We start from the raw sequence: 16,893 nt of genomic DNA on the forward strand, positions 1-16,893 counted from the left end.
CCATTGTAGGAGAGTTTTGAGCCTGAGCTCTTATTGTACAGGCAGTTCGTCGGGCGAGGCGGGACGAACACCCACGGCATCGAGCACGAGGAGAAGTTCCCGGCGGATAGCAGTGCCCTGTTCAGCGAGTGCGCGCTGCCGGTGGACAAACTCCGCCTTGCCTTCAGTTGTCTCCACCGGAATGGGAGCGAGCCCAAGCTCCGCGCAATCGTAGGGGGAGGCCTGCATGTCAAGTATCCGCGCTTGGCTAGCGAGTTCAAAGGCCTGGAGGATAAGCGAGCTGGGGATGAGGGGTTCTAGCTTGAAAGCCCACTTGTACAGGTCCATTGTCGCGTGGAGGCACCCGGATTGTTCACAGGAAAGCTGGCTCTCCCTGGTCAACTGCTGGCCGTTGAGAGGACGAGCAGGCGGGGTGAAGAAACGGAACGCGTCGTAGTGAGTACAACGAATATCGTGCGACTCGACTACGGTGTTGACGCCCGCGCCGCCGAGACGCAAAGGCAGGTTGTGTCGTGGGGTATCCGTCTTATAGCACATGGCCCACTCGTGGAGGCAAAAACAATCGAAATGGGCTGTGCGGGCCATCGTGCCGGCGAGCAGGTCGGCGATGTAGCGCGCCGCCTTGCCACGTTTTGCCAAAAACGCGTCGCTATCGCACTGCGTCAGCCCACCGTCGGAGCGGTAGTATTTCCACTCGCGGTGCGGGCATTCGCCTTCGAGAGCCACAGTGACGCCGGGGTGCCAGCGGCGAAATTTGCCGGGGGAGTAGCGGTAATAGTCAAACAGGAAGTCCCACACAGGGTGCTTTTCGCCGCGGGCATGGCGCTCCAGGTGGTTGCGGGTGAGCTCGTCAATCCGTGTTGCGTGTGCCTCGGCCAGTTCGCGCCATTCCTCTTCCGCAAGGACGGTAACCGGTGCCGTGTGGGAGCCCGGGTGGAGTGTGTCGGTGTTACTCATGGGTCCAATCACGCACTGTTCCTACGTATTCCTCGATGAGGTCCTCTAGCGCGACGATGCCCAAGATCTTCCCGTTTTCGGTAATGAGGCCCATGTGGGCGCGGTCGCGGCGCAGGATACGCAACGCGTCATCCATCGGGGTGGCGGCATCGAGAACCTTGAGCGAGCGGATGTCGCTGCGCTGGATCGTCTCTTGCTCGGTCGCCGGATCGTCGCTGACCATCGTGGTCAGAACATCCTTCACATGGATGTAGCCCACGAACCCGGTTGAGGAAAGAACGGGGAAGCGGGAGAAGCCCGTCTCGGCTACGGCCTCCTCCAGTTGGTTGACCGTGGGGTTCAGCGGCAGGGACACCACCTGGTCGAGGGGGATACACAGCTCCTTCACACTGCGGCGGGCGGCCGCCAGAGCCTTCTTGAGCCGGGCGTGCTCCTCGGCGTCGATAAGCCCCTCGGAACGTGACTCGGCGATCATGGCGGCCAGAGCCGAGGAGTCAACGGTGGAGTCCAGCTCGTCCTTCTGCTCAATCCCGAACGCCTTGAGGGTCATGCGGGCGATCCAGTTGACAAAGTGGATGAACGGGCGGGTGACCTTCTCAAACGCGATGAGCGCGGGCACCAAAATCAACGCGGTCGATTCGGGGCCAGCGATAGCCAGGTTCTTGGGCACCATCTCTCCCAGCAGGATGTGCAAGAACGTGATGATGAACAGCGAGATCGCAAAGGACAGGGGGTGCAACAAGTCCGGCGGAATGCCGAGGCTGGAAAACGGCCGCTCAAGCAGGTGCGCGATCGCGGGCTCGCCCAGTTTGCCCAGGATGAGTGAGGCGATAGTCACGCCGAGCTGGGCGGCGGCGAGCATGAGCGACAGGTGCTCCATCGCCCCAAGAACCGTCTTGGCGCGGTGATTGCCCTGGCTGATGAGGGTTTCCAGGCGGTCTTTGCGCGAGGAGATGAGTGCGAATTCGCCACCCACAAAGAAGGCGTTGGCCAGCAACAAAACAATGATGAGGAGAGCAGCGGTCCAGATAGTCATTTACTTGAACTCCTCTGCTTCCTCGGCGGTAATGGGTGTGAGCACCGCTCTATCCACACGCCGTCCGTCCATGGACGTGATGCGCGCGACCCATCGCCCCGGCAACCCGGACTCGAACTCGTCCAGGTAATCGCGATCAGTCTCCGGGAGCAGGAGGGTTTCCCCACCGGATGGAATCGCGCCGAGGGCGTACATGATGAGCCCACCGAGAGATTCGTACGGGCCCTCGGGGGCGAAGTAGCCGATCTTTTCTGCAAGCTCGTCCACCCGGGCAAGGCCGGAAACATCCCAGCTGTGCGTGCCCAAGCGCCTGATCTCGATCTCCTCGTCGGCGTTGTCGTGCTCGTCGTACACCTCGCCGAGGATTTCCTCCACCACGTCCTCCATGGTGACAAAGCCAGCGGTGCCACCGTACTCGTCGGCGATGAGAACCACCTGCGAGCCGGCGGAGCGCACGGCCTTGAGCACCGCGTCGCCGTCGAGGGACTCGGGGACAACGGGGACCTTCCGGGCGAATTCGCGCACGCTCGTGGTGGAACGCTTCTCCCGCGGAACGGAGAAGGCGGATTTCACGTGTACTACGCCGAGCGTCTCGTCGAGGTCGCCGTCGACCACGGGGAACCGGGAGTACCCCGTTTCGATGGCCACGTTGAGGAGGTCGGTGATGGTGTCATCGGCCTGGAGGGAGACGATGGTGGAGCGCGGGGTCATGAACTCGTCCGCGTCGGATTCGCCGAACTTCAGCGAGCGATCGAGCATGAGGGCCTCGGATTTATCAAACTTGCCGTGGTTGGCGGAGTTGCGCACCAGGGCTCCCAGCTCCTGGGGCGTGCGGGCCGAGGCGAGTTCGTCGGCAGGCTCCACCCCCAGCTTGCGAACGAGGAAATTCGCGGCCCAGTTGAGGGAGCGAATGAACCAGGAAAACACCTTGTTGAACCACTGCACGGGGGGAACCACGAAACGCGCCGTGGCCAGAGGGTTAGTGATGGCGAGGTTTTTGGGAACAAGCTCGCCGTACACCATGGACAATAAGGTGGCCACGATGAGCGCGAGCACCAGCGCCACGGTGGTTGCCATCTCCGTGGGCAGCCCGAGCCACGTCAAAAGTGGTGTGAAGTACGTGGACAACACGGGCTCCGCGAGGTACCCGGTAGCCAGCGTGGTGATGGTGATACCCAACTGAGCTCCGGAAAGTTCGAACGAGAGCTTGTTGTGGGCATCCTGGATCGCCTTCGCCGGGCGGTCGCCCACCTGCTTCACGTGACTGTCGATGGTCGCCCGCTCGAGGCCGGTGAGGGCGAACTCGATCGCCACAAAGAACCCTGTAAGCCCAGTGAGGGCGACAAAGCCGAGCAGGGAAAGAATGCTTAAAAATATGTCCATCAGTGATCACACATAGCATAACAGCAAATGCCTGCACCGACGTCGTCGGAGCAGGCACAGGTCGCTGTCACAGTGTGCAGTTATTCCTCAGTTAGTACTGTACTTCGGAGCGGTCCTCGGACCACAGCGTGTGGAAGGTGCCTTCCTTGTCCACTCGCTTGTAGGTGTGCGCACCGAAAAAGTCACGCTGGCCCTGGATGAGGGCCGCGGGCAAACGCTTGGAACGCAGGCCATCGTAGTAGCTGAGCGAGGAGGCGAACACGGGAACCGGCACGCCTCGCTTGGTCGCCTCAACAACAACGCGACGCCAGGAATCAACGAGGTCGTTGAGCTCGCCGTTGAAATACGGGTCAAGCAGCAGCGAGTGAAGCTCCGGGTTCTTCTCAAAGGCCTCGGTGATGCGGTTGAGGAAGGTGGCACGGATGATGCAGCCGCCGCGCCAGATCTTGGCCAAGCCTCCAGGCTTGATCGTCCAGTTGTATTCCTTGGCTCCGGCAAGAATCTCGTCAAAGCCCTGCGCGTAGGCGACAAGCTTGGAGGCGTACAGCGCGCGGCGGACATCCTCCACAAACTGTTCCTTGTCCACGGCGTCGGTGGACAGTTCGCCGGCGGGAAGCTTGTCCTGCGCGGCGGCACGCTGCTCACGGCTGGAGGACAGCGCCCGGGCGAACACGGCCTCGCCGATGCCGGTGACCGGGATACCCAGGTCGAGAGCCTCCTTGGCGGTCCAGCGTCCGGTGCCCTTTTGGCCTGCGGCATCGACGATCACGTCCACCAGCGGCTTGCCGGTTTCGGCATCCTTGTGGGCGAGCACCTCGGCGGTGATCTCAACCAGGTACGAGTTGAGGTCGCCCTTGTTCCACTCGGTGAAGATCTCGGAAATTTCATCGGTGGTCAGCCCACCGACCCGGCGCAGCAGGTCGTAGGCCTCGCCGATGACCTGCATATCCGCGTACTCAATGCCGTTGTGAACCATCTTGACAAAGTGACCGGCACCGTCGGCACCGATGTGGGTGCAGCACGGCTCGCCATCGACCTTGGCAGAAATCGACTCGAGGAGCGGGCCGAGGGACTCGTATGCCTTCTCCGTGCCACCGGGCATGATCGACGGTCCGTGGAGGGCGCCTTCCTCGCCGCCGGACACACCCGTGCCCACGTAGTGGAGTCCACGTGCGCGAACCTGCTTCTCACGGCGGATGGTGTCGGTGAACAGGGAGTTGCCGCCATCAATGATGATGTCGCCCTCCTCCATTGCGCTGGCAAGCTGCTCGATGACCGCGTCGGTGGCGGCACCGGCCTGCACCATGATCATGGCGCGGCGCGGCTTTTCCAGGCTCGCCACGAACTCCTCGATCGTCTCGGAGGGGATGAAATTGCCCTCTGAGCCGTGGTTTTCCATGAGCGCCTCGGTCTTGGCGTAGGTGCGGTTGTACACCGCCACGGTGTACCCCTTGGAGGCGAAGTTGCGGGCGAGGTTGGAGCCCATCACGGCGAGTCCTACCACGCCGATCTGTGCGAGGGAATTGTGCTGTGCTGCGGAAGCAGTAGTCGAGTCTGTCATACCTTGTATCGTACCCAGACGCGCCCCGCGGTCATAGGAACAGCCGTGTAGTTGCCAACTCTTTCTGTCTGTGCGGCGCATACTCGGCCTGGAGAGAGCGTTGTGCGGTAGCGTGAAGGTCATGGATCTACGTGACCTCTGTGCGACTGCCGCCTCCCGCCCCTTGAACGAGGATGAACGAACAACCTTTAACTCGCTCATCACGGGTGTGGATCGCACCCTCGGTACCCGCTACGTGCACATCAGTGCGCAGGAAGTGTCGCTGGAATTAGAGATCACGCCCAAGGTGTTGCAACCCTGGGGCATCGTCCACGGCGGGGTGTACGCCGCGCTGGCGGAGTCGGCAGCATCGGTGGGATCCCTCGTCGCTACGGGGGCCCGGCGCGGGATCGCCGGGCTCTCCAACTCCACCGACTTCATCGCGTCGGCATCCCACGGCACAATTCGCGCCACGGCCCGCCCGGTGCACACGGGGCGGACCCTGCACCTGTGGGAGGTCAGCTGCGAGTGTGAGGGGCGAATTCTTGCCCGCTCCACTGTTCGCTGCATCGTGTTATCGCCCCGCATGGATTAAAAAAACCGCCTCGCCTGGGGCGAGACGGCGTGGTAAGCACGGGTTTGAGCCGCCCGCATGTGGGGCGGCGCGCACGCGTTAGTTAAACAGGTTGACCAGCCCGAGGAAGATGCCGCTGATGGCAATGAGGCCGGTGACGATGACGAAGATGTTGGAGGCGTTCTTGCGGTAGGGCTTGAACACGTCCACGGTGTAGATCGCCACCATCGGCATGAGGTAGAGAATAGCGGCGATGACCGGGCCGGAAAGCGACTCGATGATGGACAAGACGGACGGGTTCATGATCGCCGCGATCCAGGTGGTGATGAACATGAACACGGCGACACCGATGTTCACCGTCTTCACCCCCACACGCTCCACAAATGCGGGGGCCGATGCGCGGATGATGCCGGCTGCGCCCTCGGAGGCGCCGAGGTAGTGCCCGAAGAAGGAGGAGACGATCGCCGCGAAGGCGATGAGCGGCCCGAGGTAGGAGATGAACGGGTTGCCGTGGACGTTTGCCAGGTAGGACAAAACGGGCAGGTTTTGTTCCTTGGCCTCGGCCATTCCGTCCGGGCCGAGGGAGAGGACGCAGGACCACACGAAGAACATGGTGAACACGACAAGCAGCACCATGGTCCAGAACAGGACGCGGGAGGCGTGCTGGGTGGAGCGGGATCCGTGGGCGCGTTGCATGGCTACGGAGAACTGGGAAATGGCCGGCGAGTGGTTGAAGGCGAACACCATGACGGGGATGATGATGAACACCGAGTACGCGATCGCGCTGGGGGAGCTGTCACCAATTTCCATCAGCCCGCGGAAGTCCCAGGAGGGAATGAGGTAAATGGATACGCCGAACAGGCAGGCGATGAGGGGATAGACCATCCATCCCGTGACAATGAGCATAAGCCGTTCGCCCCACAGCAGCACGGCCATCATGGCGCCGATGAGGATGGCGCTTAGAATCGCTCGCGGAACTTCGGGCCAGCCCAGCTGGTTGACAAAGAACGAGTTGACGGTGTTTGTGATTGATACCCCGTAGATGAGCACGATGGGGTAGATTGCCAGGAAGTACAGGATCGTGATGATCCAGCCGGGGATGCGGCCAAAGTACTGCGCAGCGACCACGGTGATGTCATCGCCGTAGCCGGGGGATAGGCACACGAAACGTGACAGCGCACGGTGCGAGAAGTACGTCATCCCCGGGATGAGGAGGGTGACAATAAGCAGCGGCCAGAAGCCACCAATGCCCGCGTTGAGCGGGAGGAACAGGATTCCGGCACCGACGGCCGTGCCGAAGAGGCTAAACACCCAACTGCGGTCGTAGGCCTTGAGGTCGGAGGGGAGCTCGTCGAAGCGCGCGGCGGATTCTGTCGCGGCGCTGGTCGAGGAATCGTTTTCTGCAGCCATAATGGTCCTTTTCAGTCGGAGACGGGACTGGCTATGTTGAACGGGTCACAATTTGTTCAACACGTCTTGTACACCACCCTAAGCGTTCAACATGCCCGCAAACAAACCATATTTAGCGTTCAGGGTACCCCCGAGTGGGTAGGCTACAGTAGTTGTTATGCCAACGTGGAAAGAAATCACCGACCGTAATCCGCAGCACTCCGCCAACTATGCCCAGCGCTGGGACCGAATCGCCGCCGAGGGGAAGGATATTTTTGGGGAGGCTAGGCTTGTCGACGCCCTGGTGGACAGGAAGTCTCGTATCTTAGACGCTGGCTGTGGGCAGGGGAGGATCGGAGGTTATCTCGCTCAGCGTGGCCACACGGTCACCGGAGTAGACATCGATCCCTACCTCATCGGGATAGCCCGCTCACGCCACCCTGAGGCGACGTGGCAGGTGGGAGATCTTGTGGGAGAGGGGCTTCCGCGTGGTCCTTTCGACGCCATCGTCAGCGCAGGTAACGTGCTGACGTTCCTCGAGCCAGGCACCCAAGTCACGGCCTGGTCCAACCTCGCGGCCGTGCTTGCGCCGGGTGGCCGCATCGCCGCCGGTTTTGGCTTGGATAGAGGCTACAGCCTGGAGCAATGCCAAGCAGACATCGAGGAGGCGGGGCTCACCACATCCCTCCTTTTGAGCAGTTGGGACATCCGCCCCTTCACCCGGGGAAAATCGACGTTTGCCGTGGTGATAGCGCAACGCGCGGGGCACGACAGGCCCCGCGCGAAAACTGCGACGATCGATCTCGGTCGGTTGCGGAAACTCTAGAAAGTGTTGAGCCCGTACGAGCGGAACACGTCGCGGGCCGCCTCCACGGATTCCTTTGAGGGAGGCTTGACTCCCTCGAGCTTGTACTCCATGTCCAGGTTCTTCCACTTGTCCGCTCCCATGTTGTGGAAGGGGAGCACCTCGACGCGCTCGACGGAGCTCTTCCACCGTGAGACGATCTGGGCGACCTTCTCCACGTTCTCGGGGGCGTCGGTCCAACCCGGCACGAGGACGAATCGGATCCAGATCTTCTTGCCCAACTTGGTCAGACGCTCACCAAAATCGAGGGTCGGCTGCAGGTCGCGCCCGGTGACGCGCTTATAGGTATCCGGGAACCCAGACTTCACGTCGAGCAGAAACAGGTCGATGTTGGAAATATCCTCGTCGGTGAGGCGCGCTCCGAGGAACCCGGAGGTATCGATGGCCGTGTGAACGCCCGCGGCATGGACTGCTTCCAAGATCCGTCGGGTGAAAGCAATCTGGAAGAGGGGCTCTCCACCGGAGATGGTAAGTCCGCCGCCGGAAGCGTTGAAAACTGGACGGTAACGCTTGATCTTCTTGATAATCGCCTCGACGTCCTCGAGCGTGCCCTCCTTCATGTCCATCGTGTCCGGGTTGTGGCAGTACACGCACCGCAGCGGGCAGCCGGAGAGAAAGAGGGTCATCCGTGTACCTGGGCCATCAACTGCGGTGACGAGCTCCCACGAGTGGACGAGCCCCACAGAGCCCGTTCTCCTCGCGGCGAACAGCTCGGAGCGCTGAGCCTCCTCGAGCTCTACGTTCCCGCCGATGCCGCCAGCCATGCCCCTCACACGTTCACCGTCTGAAGGGGCAATAGTCACGGTTGAATTTAGACCGTCAGCCACAGTGTGTTCACCTCAATGTGTGTTGAAAAAGTTGGAGGCCACCAGCGTAGAGCCCCTGGCCTCGGTGGGCTCCCTTATTACCGTACGTTAGATACTACCTAAATGCCATCGGCGGTAAAGGGTAACGCCCGCGAGTGTTTGCACACATCGCGGGCGTTGTTCACAAGTTATCCCCGGCGCCGTAAACGGCGGGGGAACGCATCATCCTACGCGTTGTGGTGGAAGGTGCGGGAAAGAACGTCGAGCTGCTGCTCGCGGGTGAGCTTAACAAAGTTCACGGCGTAGCCGGAGACGCGAACGGTGAGGTTCGGGTACTTCTCGGGGTGCTCCATGGCATCCTCGAGGGTGGACTGGTCAAGCACGTTGATGTTGGCGTGGTAGAGACCGGACTCGGAGTTGTTCTTCTCGCGGTTGTCCTTCATGGAAGCCATACGGGATTCGAAAGTCTGAGCAGACATTGTTTTCTCTCTTTCTGATGTGTTGTGGGCGGGGACGCCCGGGTTAGGGTGGGAAATCTTAGGCCGGGCAGGAGTTCTCATCGATGATGAAGCCTGCGTCGAGGATTCCGACCAGGTTGTTCACCTGCTCATCCTTGTTGCGGCCGAGGCCGGAAGGAGTGATGGTGTTGGTCAGGGAAATACCGTCGAGAGCATCGTTGTAGTCGAGCTTGCCCACCGACAGCATGGACGCGACCATGCCGTGGCTGTCCGCACCGTTTTCGGGGTTGGCACCGGGTGCAAACGGGGTGCCCGCCTCGTGACCGGACGGGAAGGCGCCGGTGGCCTTTCCGTACACCACGTTGGAGGTGATGGTCAGCACGGACTGGGTCGGGATGGCATCCCGGTACATCGGGATTTCCTTGATCTTGGACATGATCGTGTGGACCACCGTTGCCGCGATATCGTCGGCACGGTCATCGTCGTTGCCGTAACGGGGGAAGTCACCCTCCGTCTTGTAGTCAACAATGAGGCCGGTCTCGTCGCGGACCGGGTACACCTTGGCGTACTTGATGGCGGCCAGCGAATCGGCCACGATGGACAGTCCAGCGATGCCACAGCCCATGGTGCGCACGATATCGGAATCGTGGAGAGCCATCTCCACAGACTCGTAGGCGTAGCGATCGTGGCAGTAGTGGATGATGTTGAGGGCCTCAACGTAGGTGCCGACGACCCAGTCGAGCATCTCCTCGTACTTTTCCCAGACCTCGTCGAAGTCCAGCGGGCCATCGCCCTTGATGCCGTCGCGGACATCCGTGACCTGCTTGCCGCTCATTTCGTCGCGGCCGCCGTTCATGGCGTACAGGAGAGCCTTAGCGGAGTTCACGCGAGCGCCGAAGAACTGCATCTGCTTACCCACGCGCATGGGGGACACACAGCAGGCAATTGCGGCATCGTCGCCCCACTGCTTACGAATCTGCTTGTCAGACTCGTACTGGATGGAGGACGTCTCGATGGAGATGGCTGCGCAGAATTCCTTGTAGCCCTCAGGAAGCGCGGGATCCCAGAAGATGGTGATGTTCGGCTCCGGGGCCGGGCCAAGGTTACGCAGGGTCTGGAGCAGGCGGAAGGAGGTCTTGGTCACCAGCGGGCGACCGTCGTTGGAGAAGCCAGCGTCAGACCAGGTTGCCCAGTAAGGGTCGCCTGAGAAGATCTGGTCGTAGTCCTCGGTGCGGAGGAAGCGAACAATGCGGAGCTTGATCACGAGCGCATCGATGATCTCCTGAGCGTCCTGCTCGGTGATGGTGCCGGCGGCGAGGTCGCGCTCGAAGTAGCAATCGAAGAAAGCAGACAGGCGACCGAAGGACATGGCGGCACCGTCCTGGCTCTTCACAGAGGCTAGGTAGCCGAAGTAGGTCCACTGGACTGCTTCCTGAGCGGTCTTGGCCGGGCGGGAGATGTCAAAGCCGTACATTTCAGCCATGTGCTTGAGCTTCTTGAGGGCCTTGATCTGCTCGGAGTGCTCCTCGCGGTAGCGTGCCCAGTGCTCGGAGAAGTTCTCGCCGGCGACCTTATCCTTAGCGGCGGTCTTCTCCTCGATGAGGTAATCGACACCGTACAGCGCTACGCGGCGGTAATCGCCAATGATGCGGCCACGGCCGTAGGCATCCGGAAGACCGGTGATGATGTGGGAGGAACGAGCAGCACGGATGCGCGGGGTGTAGATGTCGAACACCGCGTCGTTGTGCGTCTTGCGGTAACGGGTGAAGATCTTCTCCACGTCCGGGTTGACTTCCTTGCCCGCTTCCTTGATAGCCTGCTTGACCATGCGCCAGCCACCGTTGGGCATCATGGCGCGCTTGAGCGGAACATCCGTCTGGAGGCCGACGATGACGTTGTCATCCTCAGAGATGTAACCGGCCGGGAAAGCGTCGATGTCCGCCGGGGTCTCGGTGTCGACATCGTAGATGCGCTTCTTGCGCTCGACGGAGAGGTAGTTCTCCTCGAGGTGATCCCACACGCGCTTGGTCTTGTCGGTTGGGCCGGACAGGAACTCGGCGTCGCCCTCGTACGGCGTGTAGTTCTTCTGGATGAAGTCGCGAACGTCGATTTCCTCTTGCCAGTTACCGGGCTCGAAGCCCTCCCACTCTGGAGCGACCTGCTTGTTGTCTACTTGTGCAGTCACAGTTCCCGCCTTTCGGGTTAGGTCAGTAAAAACTTACGGTTTATGGCCGGGAGTCGCTGTCAATAGTTCAGGAGTGTCCCCACTACCGTGAATGTCGCACGCCAGGGTGCGTCCGCGACAAGCGGCCTTTCGGGACTCACTGTACACAAGAAATGGTGAACAATTTTTAGCCGATGGCGGTGGCGTTGCGAGGTGTCACCGCCATTGAAGCGCTGACCAGCCTGGTTATATCCGAAGCGGGGTTCGTCCGACTGTGGAATGTGAGAAATCTATATGTAAAATATGAGGCATGTCACAAAGAAAGTGGGGTTGAAAAACACATCTTTGACCGTATGGGTATCGTCTCTAGCCCCGGAGAGATGTAAAAGGCAAGGTTAATCAAGCAGACATCAGATGACCTAGGTTAAAACTGTCCTTTTGGTATTGAATGAAGTACGCACGCATTGCCCCCGTAAAGGGGAAATTGGAAGTGTTGGCTAAAACGGGGAAGAATTTCCGGTCATGGACATCAGACAACCAAGCGAGTTGGCTGGGTAGGCGATTGGCTCGGTCGAGTGGCGAGTAAAAGGGCACGATAATCAATGGTTAATGGCGAAGGGGGAGGGGAGCAAGTGTGGCGATCCGTCGCGCTGCCGCTCTAACAAGCCCTTTTGAGGAATTCCTAGGCTATTTATAGGTAATCTGCGGTCCAATACGGCGTGGTTCATAAGTTGAGGGAGGCGAGTTATGTGTGACGATGTGTGCTCGGGACTGTTTGCTCCTAGGTAGTTTTAGGGCAAAGGTACGATCTTCACTGACGGGGGTCTGATGTTTGCCAATGCTTCGCGTTTTCGCGATCCCCACATTTTGTTTCCGGTTGTGGGGTGAGAGCGGGTTCCTACTATCGCGCGAGGGTGTGTCCTGGTGCCAGGTTGCCCGGAACTTTGCAAAGATAATAGGCAATGAAAACTCCGTCGCACTTAGAACACATCGATCCCCAGCTGTGGCCGGCAGTGGCCACCGTGCCAACCATGGGGCTTCTTCGCGGACCGCAGGCCAAGAAGGAAGAGGCCCACTTGGCGCGCACGTTCGACGCTGCCGGGCTTACGGTTGGTCTTGACGGTGACCTCGTGGTCCATTCGGATGCCTTGTTCTACCGGATCGCCGAAGCTGGCTGGCTCGGGCTCGGCGAGTCCTACATGGCAGGGGAATGGGACGCCACGGATCTCGGATCCGTGCTGAGGAAGCTCATTGCGGTGGGGTACCAGCCCAAGCGCCGCCTCACCGTCAAGCCGGTGGGGAAGAAGCGGGCGCGGGCCCGTCGGCCGTTCGATGCGGTTGCTGATGCCGATGACGTGATGGGAATTCCCCACGAGCTTCGCAGCTTGTTCAGCGGCGATGGGGCGAGCTGCGCCGTCGGGATCTTTAATTCCGGTATTCCCACCACGCTGCATCCAACGTCCACCACTGAGTCAACGTCTATCTCTGCACCAGGTTCTGTCGAGGCCGCGGACATAGGAGAGGCGCAACAGCGGGCTTGTACCACCTTGTGCCAATCGCTTGATATTCGCAGCGGGGACATGGTTGGAGAGTTTGGGTTTAACGGTGCCGCTATCAGCGCCACCGCCCGCTCGTTGGGGGCGCGCGCGTCGTACTTCAGCGCCGACGCCCTCAACGTGGAGAAGGTTCGAGCCATGCGCCTGCCGGGTGTGGACGTGACACGGATACCGTTCCCGGTTCCCCATGAAGGCCATGCCGCCAGACGCTTCACCGCTGTTGTCACCGGCGATTACGCCAACTTCCTGCCGGTTAATTCCTTTCAGGCTTTCGCGCGGTGGGCGCGTCACAACGTGTCACCGGTGGGGGCGATGGGTGTCGCAGCGCTCGTCTCCATCGGCCAGGAAAATCCGACGGACCACGTTCTCCAGCTTTTCCGCGATTACCTTGCGCCAACGTTCACCCTGCCCGCGGCACAGGCGTTGCCCGGTTTGCTTGTACAGGAGACGGGGATGCCTCTGCGTAGTTGTGTTGATTACGATTCCCACGTCGCCCCGAGTTTCCGTGCTTCCCGCACCAACTTTGAGGTTGCGGGTGCGCAGGCCGCGGCCATGGGCTTCGATTCCTGTTACAGGAGGCTCGTGCAGTTTAGCCTCGCCTCGATGGAGGCGCTCGCCCAGGAGAAGTATGTGGGCGTGCGACAGGTAGTCGTCGGTTCATAGGGTGGGGATAAGGGCAGGTGAGCGGCCTGTCCGTGGCGTACGGTTGGTGTTTTCTCTACATTGGGATGCATGGCTACGATTACTTTTCAAGGTTTAGAGGTCCGCACGTCCGGTGAGCTCCCGAGCAAGGGGAGCAAGGCACCGGACTTCACCGTCGTCTCGGGGGAACTCAAAGAACTGACCAACGCTGATTTTGCGGGCAAGAAGCTCGTCATCAACATTTTCCCGTCCGTGGATACGGGCGTGTGCGCCCAGTCGGTGCGTACCTTCAACAAGAAGGCTTCGAGCCTGGATAACACCACGGTGTTGTGTGTGTCTCGCGATCTTCCCTTCGCACTTGAACGTTTCTGCGCTGCCGAGGGGTTGGACAATGTGACCACGGCATCCGACTTCCGCCACGGTTTCGGCGAGGCTTTCGGCGTGGTGCAGGAATCGGGCCCGTTGGCTGGCCTTCTGGCTCGCGCCGTGGTGGTTGTGGACGAGGATGGCACCGTCCTGTACACCCAGCAGGTTCCTGAGATCGGGGAGGAACCGGACTACGACGAGGCGCTTGCAGCAGTGTCTGCGTAGAGTTGTAAAATTTGCGGTCGTGGGAATCTGTCCCGCGACCGTTTATTTTTGTCAAGGGGTGTTGGTGTCTCCGCTGGTCTTCCTGCTTCTGTTCGCTGGTTCTCTCGTCGCTGGGCTTATCGACGCCCTCATCGGTGGCGGTGGTCTCATTCTTCTCCCTCTCATCCTCATCTGTAACCCGCAGTTCACCAACGCTCAGGCTCTCGGGGTAAACAAGATCGCGGCGATCGTGGGAACGGGGAGTGCGGCCGTCACCCTGGGCCGTAAAATTGACGGCGCTCGAAGCTCGCTGCGCTACGCGCCGTTTGCGCTTCTGGGCGCTGCGGGAGGGGCACTCGTCGCGGCCAGTATTAACAAGGAGATCATGCGGCCGATCATTGCCGTCGTGCTCGTCCTTGTGGGAGCCTATGTCTTGTTCAAGCCGTCGTTTGGGCAACAAACCGCAGTCCACAGCAAGACGGTGGGGCGGATCATTGCGATGTGCGTCGCGACCCTGGCCATCGGTGTGTACGACGGATCCTTCGGCCCGGGCACGGGTGTGTTCTTCATCATGGCCTTCGTCAGCCTGCGCGGCGGGGACTTTCTAGAAAACGCCACGTGGGCGAAGATCACCAACACGTTCACCAACTTGGGCGCGCTCATCGTGTTCTCGTTGAGTGGCGAGATCATGTGGGGCCTGGGAATCGCGCTCGCCGTGGCGAACATGATCGGCGCACAAATTGGAGCGCGCATGGTGTTGGCAAAGGGGGCTGGGATGTTGCGCGTGCTCATCCTCGTACTGGTAGTGGTCATGGCAGCCAAGCTAGGTTACGACCAGTTCGCCGCCGCGTAGCCACGCGGCGGGGTGTACCGCCCTCATCCTAAATGACATAATGTACATTATCGGACAGTTATATAGAAAGGGCTCAAATGTCGGTGGTACGCGAACGTCCCTCCTGGTTACCTGCCGTCTCGCAGCGTGAGCTAGCATGCGAACGCCCCTCCGAGTTGTCTGTGTGTGCGACTGGCTGGGTTCTTTCAGCGGTGTGGATCCCCACTTCGGCCCGCCTCTCTGCGTGAGCTATCCGCACGGCGGCACGGGGTTTTTAGCCTCCGATTGAGGCCTATCTACCCCCTCACCCCTCGATTTTGGTTGACTGTATATGCGTCACCATTACGTCACTGTGACGAATTGCGGTCACAAATGCTTGTACGCGTAGACCAATTGGAAAATGGTCCACCCGATGAGCGCCACGGCAATGATAGTGACAACCCACATCGACTTCACGGCGACGAAGATTGTGAAGCCGATGAGGACAACAAGCCGGATCCAGATGAAAGGCAGCATGCGGTTCATCAACACGCCGGGTTACTCCTTTTCAAACGTGAGGCGAATGTTCGCCTCGCCCTCTTCGTTGATGAGTGCTGCAACGAACTCCGGTGGCTTGACGTTGTAATCGAGCCGATTAATAGGCAAAGTGGAAGCAATTGTAATTTGCTTTCCGTGGCGAACGACGTCAAATACCGGCTTGACATGGTTGGTCTCACCATGAACAGTGAGGTCACCCGGGATGGTCACCTGAGCCACAGATCCGTCCTCAGGTAGCCCAGACAGATCGACCCGCTCGGTGGACGTGAACGTCGCGGTTGGGAATTGATCGGTGTGGAACAGCTTGAGGCGGATGCTCACGTCGCGGTCCTGCACATCCGTGCGCAGCTTGACCAGATCTGCCTCGACGGTGCCGGAGGTCAGCGTGGAATCCTCCACTGTTACCTCGCCTTCCACAGCGCGAGTGGAGCCAGAGGTGTACTTCTTCTCGTTGGGAAGAATCTCGTAGAAAGTGAAACCAACCGACGAGTGGTTGGCCTCCGGGCCCGGGACGACCCTCCAGGTGCCGTTGAGATCGGTGGACGCGTGGGTCAGGCCGGTCTGGCTAATCCCCTCCGTCTTCACCCCGTGCGAGGTGAAAGCGCGGTACACGATCGGGCCCACACCGGCGAGAGTGACAACGACGATAACCACGATGGCTATGGGGACGATGAGAGGTAATTTCCTGCGACGCATAATGTGGCTTATATTACCTCAAACGCTCGGCTTCTCTAGTTAGGGTAACCAGTTCATCGATGAGTGGAGCCAGCTCGTCGGTGGACGCCCCGTCGGCAATCGCCTCGCGGATGTCTTCGGCCGCGCAGCGTACCTCAAAGAGCTGGTCTTTTAGCCCTTCCACCTGCTCGGGGGTAATCATCACGGCATCGGCGGGAATATTCGTGTTGGCCAGGTTGTTTCTTTGTTCGTATGCTCGTTGGCGGCATGCCTGGCTGCAGTATTTGCGGCGACGCCCGCGGGTACCGGTAGCAAGGGGTTTGCCGCACCACGCGCAGGTCGGCTGTTTGCGGCGTTTGGTTGGCGGTTCCACGCTACTAACCCTACGTCACGGACGGGACGAGCAGACACCATGGGTTATAATGGTGATTTACGCGACTGTTTTCGCGTGGCCGGAACAGTATCAATTACAAATTCACGAAGGGAAGTTGCAGCTACATGGCAGATCGGGTACTGCGCGGCAGCCGCATGGGCGCCGTAAGCTACGAAACTGACCGCGATCATGATCTCGCGCCGCGCCAGATGGTGAAGTATCGCACCGAAGACAACGAGATCTTCGAGGTGCCGTTTGCCGACGACGCTGAAATTCCTCAGGAGTGGCTGTGTAAGAACGGCAAGATGGGAACCCTCGTGGAAGGCGAGGGCACCGAGGCGAAGCCCGCCAAGCCGCCGCGGACCCACTGGGACATGTTGTGTGAGCGGCGCTCCATGGATGAGCTCCAGGAGCTTCTCGACGAGCGGATCGATGCTCTTCGCAAGCGCCGCCGCACCGCCACCAAGCTGCTCAAGCAGCAAAAGGAAGAAGAAGCGAAGAAGGAATCCTAGAAAAGAAGAAGGCACGGTTTCTTA

General features: G+C 60.2%; 17 protein-coding genes. 6 read left to right on the forward strand and 11 right to left on the reverse strand.

What is annotated here, in order from left to right:
• Window positions 1-30: 30 nt before the first annotated feature.
• The 4 genes from HMPREF1219_RS02510 to gndA form a co-directional block, all read right to left on the reverse strand.
• Window positions 31-957 (reverse strand): hypothetical protein, encoded by a 927-nt coding sequence (locus HMPREF1219_RS02510; protein WP_051120469.1) that lies wholly within the window; start codon window positions 955-957, stop codon window positions 31-33.
• Window positions 950-1,993 (reverse strand): hemolysin family protein, encoded by a 1,044-nt coding sequence (locus HMPREF1219_RS02515; protein WP_016457445.1) that lies wholly within the window; start codon window positions 1,991-1,993, stop codon window positions 950-952. The genes HMPREF1219_RS02510 and HMPREF1219_RS02515 overlap by 8 nt, the downstream gene beginning before the upstream one ends.
• On the reverse strand, window positions 1,994-3,376 hold the full coding sequence (locus HMPREF1219_RS02520) for a hemolysin family protein (protein ID WP_016457446.1): 1,383 nt from the start codon (window positions 3,374-3,376) through the stop codon (window positions 1,994-1,996).
• Between the two features lie 91 nt (window positions 3,377-3,467).
• Window positions 3,468-4,937, reverse strand: a complete 1,470-nt coding sequence (gndA, locus tag HMPREF1219_RS02525) for an NADP-dependent phosphogluconate dehydrogenase (RefSeq protein ID WP_040426786.1) — start codon at window positions 4,935-4,937, stop codon at window positions 3,468-3,470.
• A 121-nt stretch (window positions 4,938-5,058) separates the two neighbouring features.
• On the opposite strand from gndA, the gene HMPREF1219_RS02530 reads away from it, so the two are divergent.
• Window positions 5,059-5,511: a PaaI family thioesterase gene (locus HMPREF1219_RS02530; protein WP_016457448.1), complete on the forward strand. Its 453-nt coding sequence runs from the start codon at window positions 5,059-5,061 to the stop codon at window positions 5,509-5,511.
• Window positions 5,512-5,589: 78 nt separating this feature from the next.
• Here the strand turns inward: HMPREF1219_RS02530 and HMPREF1219_RS02535 are convergent, their stop codons facing one another.
• Window positions 5,590-6,900: an SLC5/6 family protein gene (locus HMPREF1219_RS02535; protein WP_016457449.1), complete on the reverse strand. Its 1,311-nt coding sequence runs from the start codon at window positions 6,898-6,900 to the stop codon at window positions 5,590-5,592.
• Between the two features lie 157 nt (window positions 6,901-7,057).
• Here HMPREF1219_RS02535 and HMPREF1219_RS02540 point away from each other — a divergent pair, with 157 nt between their 5' ends.
• Entirely contained in the window at window positions 7,058-7,705 is a 648-nt protein-coding gene (locus HMPREF1219_RS02540; protein WP_016457450.1) for a class I SAM-dependent DNA methyltransferase, read from the forward strand.
• Here the strand turns inward: HMPREF1219_RS02540 and pflA are convergent.
• The 3 genes from pflA to pflB form a co-directional block, all read right to left on the reverse strand.
• The gene (gene pflA / locus HMPREF1219_RS02545) at window positions 7,702-8,571 is read right to left on the reverse strand and encodes a pyruvate formate-lyase-activating protein (protein WP_016457451.1); all 870 of its coding nucleotides are present in this window, start codon (window positions 8,569-8,571) and stop codon (window positions 7,702-7,704) included. The two genes, HMPREF1219_RS02540 and pflA, sit on opposite strands and share 4 nt — an antisense overlap.
• A gap of 206 nt (window positions 8,572-8,777) precedes the next feature.
• Window positions 8,778-9,029 (reverse strand): autonomous glycyl radical cofactor GrcA2, encoded by a 252-nt coding sequence (grcA2, locus tag HMPREF1219_RS02550; RefSeq protein WP_016457452.1) that lies wholly within the window; start codon window positions 9,027-9,029, stop codon window positions 8,778-8,780.
• 58 nt (window positions 9,030-9,087) lie between these two features.
• Complete coding sequence (gene pflB, locus HMPREF1219_RS02555; protein ID WP_016457453.1) at window positions 9,088-11,193, reverse strand: formate C-acetyltransferase; 2,106 nt, start codon at window positions 11,191-11,193, stop codon at window positions 9,088-9,090.
• 941 nt (window positions 11,194-12,134) lie between these two features.
• Between pflB and HMPREF1219_RS02565 the strand changes: the two genes are divergently transcribed.
• From HMPREF1219_RS02565 to HMPREF1219_RS02575, 3 genes are all read left to right on the forward strand, one after another.
• On the forward strand, window positions 12,135-13,391 hold the full coding sequence (locus tag HMPREF1219_RS02565) for a hypothetical protein (RefSeq protein WP_016457454.1): 1,257 nt from the start codon (window positions 12,135-12,137) through the stop codon (window positions 13,389-13,391).
• A gap of 69 nt (window positions 13,392-13,460) precedes the next feature.
• A complete protein-coding gene (gene tpx / locus HMPREF1219_RS02570) occupies window positions 13,461-13,961 on the forward strand; it encodes a thiol peroxidase (RefSeq protein WP_016457455.1) in 501 nt (166 codons plus the stop codon).
• Between the two features lie 64 nt (window positions 13,962-14,025).
• Window positions 14,026-14,793, forward strand: a complete 768-nt coding sequence (locus tag HMPREF1219_RS02575) for a TSUP family transporter (RefSeq protein ID WP_016457456.1) — start codon at window positions 14,026-14,028, stop codon at window positions 14,791-14,793.
• Between the two features lie 345 nt (window positions 14,794-15,138).
• Here HMPREF1219_RS02575 and HMPREF1219_RS12960 read toward each other — a convergent pair whose 3' ends face one another.
• Genes HMPREF1219_RS12960 through HMPREF1219_RS12430 form a run of 3 tightly spaced genes read right to left on the reverse strand, consistent with a single transcriptional unit; the run spans window position 15,139 to window position 16,357 of the window.
• Window positions 15,139-15,303, reverse strand: coding sequence for a hypothetical protein (locus HMPREF1219_RS12960; RefSeq protein ID WP_016457457.1), 165 nt, complete (start codon window positions 15,301-15,303; stop codon window positions 15,139-15,141).
• A 6-nt stretch (window positions 15,304-15,309) separates the two neighbouring features.
• Window positions 15,310-16,005 carry a YceI family protein gene (locus tag HMPREF1219_RS02585; protein ID WP_016457458.1) on the reverse strand — a complete coding sequence of 232 codons (696 nt, stop codon included), beginning with the start codon at window positions 16,003-16,005 and terminating at the stop codon, window positions 15,310-15,312.
• A 13-nt stretch (window positions 16,006-16,018) separates the two neighbouring features.
• Complete coding sequence (locus tag HMPREF1219_RS12430) at window positions 16,019-16,357, reverse strand: hypothetical protein (protein ID WP_084594634.1); 339 nt, start codon at window positions 16,355-16,357, stop codon at window positions 16,019-16,021.
• 125 nt (window positions 16,358-16,482) lie between these two features.
• Between HMPREF1219_RS12430 and HMPREF1219_RS02590 the strand changes: the two genes are divergently transcribed.
• Window positions 16,483-16,869: an RNA polymerase-binding protein RbpA gene (locus HMPREF1219_RS02590; protein WP_016457460.1), complete on the forward strand. Its 387-nt coding sequence runs from the start codon at window positions 16,483-16,485 to the stop codon at window positions 16,867-16,869.
• Window positions 16,870-16,893 lie beyond the last annotated feature (24 nt).

Source organism: Corynebacterium pyruviciproducens ATCC BAA-1742 (genome assembly GCF_000411375.1).
Taxonomy (GTDB): Bacteria; Actinomycetota; Actinomycetes; order Mycobacteriales; family Mycobacteriaceae; genus Corynebacterium; species Corynebacterium pyruviciproducens.